The sequence below is a fragment of the Achromobacter sp. genome (genome assembly GCF_049647645.1).
GTDB lineage: Bacteria > Pseudomonadota > Gammaproteobacteria > Burkholderiales > Burkholderiaceae_B > Achromobacter.
Map to the genome: position 1 here is coordinate 1 of NZ_JBARYB010000191.1, position 2,703 is coordinate 2,703.

Annotated in this window: 3 protein-coding genes and 1 pseudogene; all 4 read right to left on the minus strand. The window is 66.7% G+C overall.

The features are described from left to right. Positions 1 to 193: pseudogene (locus WBB14_RS21485) on the minus strand (flagellar motor switch protein FliN); the annotation flags it as partial. Continuing rightward, positions 186 to 1,193, minus strand: a complete 1,008-nt coding sequence (gene fliM, locus WBB14_RS21490) for a flagellar motor switch protein FliM (RefSeq protein ID WP_424241622.1) — start codon at positions 1,191 to 1,193, stop codon at positions 186 to 188. The gene fliM and the pseudogene WBB14_RS21485, both read right to left, overlap by 8 nt. A 2-nt stretch (positions 1,194 to 1,195) precedes the next feature. Continuing rightward, positions 1,196 to 1,813, minus strand: a complete 618-nt coding sequence (fliL, locus tag WBB14_RS21495) for a flagellar basal body-associated protein FliL (protein WP_424241623.1) — start codon at positions 1,811 to 1,813, stop codon at positions 1,196 to 1,198. A gap of 169 nt (positions 1,814 to 1,982) precedes the next feature. Beyond that, on the minus strand, positions 1,983 to 2,703 hold a 721-nt coding region (locus tag WBB14_RS21500; RefSeq protein WP_424241624.1), incomplete at its 5' end, for a flagellar hook-length control protein FliK.

The window sequence follows — 2,703 nt, forward strand, 5'->3', positions numbered from 1 at the left end:
CCGCAGGAGCGGGAGCCGGCGCGGCAGCGGGCGCGGCCGTGGCGGTCTGCTCGGCCATCGCGGCGGCCCAGTCGTCCTGGGGCTTCAGGCCGTCGGCTTGGGTAGGCGGATTGGCGCGGGATTGTTCGGCGAGCGCGTCGGCCCAGTCGTCGGCCGGGGACGAGCCGGTACCGGGCTCGTTCTTGTCAGTCATGGTCAGAGGCCTCGTTGGATTCTGTATCGTGGGTAAACATGTTCTGTACGCGCAGTGCGTACTGGCCATTGAAGACGCCGTAGCCGCATTCCATCAGCGGCACGCCGTCGACGCTGGCGACTATGGTTTCGGGCACGGTCACGGGCAGGACGTCGCCCACCTTCAGGCGCATCAGCTCGCGGATTGACGAGGGGATGCGGGCAAATTCCGCCACCACGTCGATATCGGCGCTGCGCACCTGGCGCGAGAGCTGTTGCGCCCAGCGCTGGTCCACTTCTTCAAGCGTGGTTTCCTGCAGCGGGCGCGTCAGCAGATCGCGCACCGGCTCGATCATGGAATAGGGCAGGCAGATGTTCAGGTCGCCGCCGGTCGCGCCGAACTCGATGTGGAACGAGGTGACGACCACCACTTCATTGTTGCCGGTGATGCTGGCGAACTTGGTGTGCATCTCCGAGCGCACGTACTCGAATTCGATCGGATAGACGGGGTCCCAGGACTTGCCGTAGCTTTCCAGGGTCAGATTGAGCAGGCGCCGGATGATGCGCTGTTCGGTGGTGGTGAAGTCGCGGCCTTCGACGCGCGTGTGGTAGCGGCCGTCGCCGCCGAACAGGCTGTCGATGACCAGGAACACCAGGTTCGGGTCATAGGTGAAGAGGGCGGTGCCGCGCAGGGGCTTCATCTGAATCATGTTCAGATTGCTCGGCACCGGCAGGTTGCGCTCGAAGTCCGCGTACTTCAGGATCTTGATCGAGCCCACCGTGATGTCGGCGCTGCGGCGCATGAAGTTCAGCAGCACGTGGCGCATCTGGCGAGCGAAGCGCTCGTTGATGAGCTCCAGCGTCTGCATGCGGCGCCGCACGACGCGTTCGGGCGAACTCAGGTCGTAGGCGCGGGCGCCGCCGCTCTGGTCCGCGGCGGTTGTTTTGCTGTCGCTTTCGCCGGTGACGCCCGCCAACAGCGCATCAACCTCGTCCTGCGAAAGAAATGCCTCGTAGGCCATGCTTATTGCACCACGAACGCCGTGTACAGTACGTCGGTGACATACTGGCCGTCCGGCAGGGGCGAGAAGGGGCGATTGACCGCCTGTTTGATGGCGTTGGCCATGTCGGTCTTGCCTTGCTGCGTCTGCACGGCGGTGGGCGACTGCGACGACAGGACCATCAGGATGCGGCTGCGCACTTCAGGCATGTACTTTTCGAGACGCGTACGGGTCTGCTCGTCGCTGACGCGCAGGGTCAGGCCCACGTGCATGATGCGTTCGGTGTCCGGGTTTTGCAGCGTGACGGTGAAGGGCTCGATCGGCACGAAGATCGGGGCGGGCACGGCGACCGGGCTGGCCGGCGGCGCGACGAAGGTCGTTGGGGTGGCTTGCGGGCCTTGAGCGGGCTGGCCGGGTTGGCCAGGCTCGCCGGCCGGCACCTGCCCGACGCCGAGTTGCACGCTTGCGCTGCTTTGCGGCTGCATGCGTTGGGTGATGAACCAGGTTGCGCCGGCGCTGGCCGCGGCAACGATGAGCAGGACCAGAATCGCCAGCAGGGGACGAAGAATACGGCCCATGCCGCCAGAGCGGGAAGAAGGTGCGCCGCGCGCAGGCATGGGTGAAGGTTTGGAAGTCGCCATCTCGTGTCGATGCGTGTTTTGCCGCTGATGAAAACGGGTTCTTAGTGGATGAAAGCATTCTGCCCCAAATGCCGCCTCGGCTTGGAGGCGAAAAACAGGGCGAAAGCCGCGTATCTCAAGCTATTGCTGCACCGCCCCCAGCCATGGCCGCGAGCGATGCGCTTATTTGTCAGGCGAAGGTGTCCACCAGCGCATTGGCATTGCGCGCGACTGTCACTGTGGCAGGCGCTTCGGCCACGCTGTCGGCGCCTGTCTGGCCGCCGCCGGCATGGCGTTGCGATCCGTTGCCGCCCTGTTGCGCAAATTCCTGTTGGGCGGCTTGTTCGCCCACGCTGGTCTGGCCCAGCGAGATGCCGGCCTGGGCCAGCGCCTGCTGCAGTTGCGGGAGGGCGGTTTCGATGGCCTGGCGCACCGAGGCGTGGGCCGACACGAACGAAGCGCTGGCCACGCCGTCCGACAGGTTCAGGCTGACGCGCAGCGGACCCAGGTCGGGCGGGTCGAGGCGCAGTTCGGCAGTCTGCATGCCCTGGCGCGCGCTGTGGCTCATCATGACGACCTGCTGGCCAAGCTCGGTGCCCCAGTGAGTGCCGCCAACCGGGGTGGCGACCTGCAGCACGACCGGCACGACCGGGGTGGCGATGGCGGCCTGGTTCACAATCGGAGCCGCAGGCTGGCGCTGGCTGGCGGCGGCCAGCGCCTGGGCCAGGTGGTCCTGGGCAGCGCCGCCATGTTGGGGGGCCTGGAATGGTTGTTCGGCGCTGACCAGAGCCTGGGCCGGCGCGTTGTCGGCATCCTCCGGCAAGGCGGCGTGGCCGGGTTCGGCGCGCGCATCGCGGGCGGGGCGAGGCAGCGCGACCTCGGCAGCGAGCCGCGGCGTTTCGGCCTTGACA

Excerpts from the sequence above, each read along its gene's own strand:
- fliM (WP_424241622.1), bottom strand. The coding sequence starts at position 1,193 with ATGGCCTACGAGGCATTTCTTTCGCAGGACGAGGTTGATGCGCTGTTG.
- fliL (WP_424241623.1), bottom strand. The coding sequence starts at position 1,813 with ATGGCGACTTCCAAACCTTCACCCATGCCTGCGCGCGGCGCACCTTCT.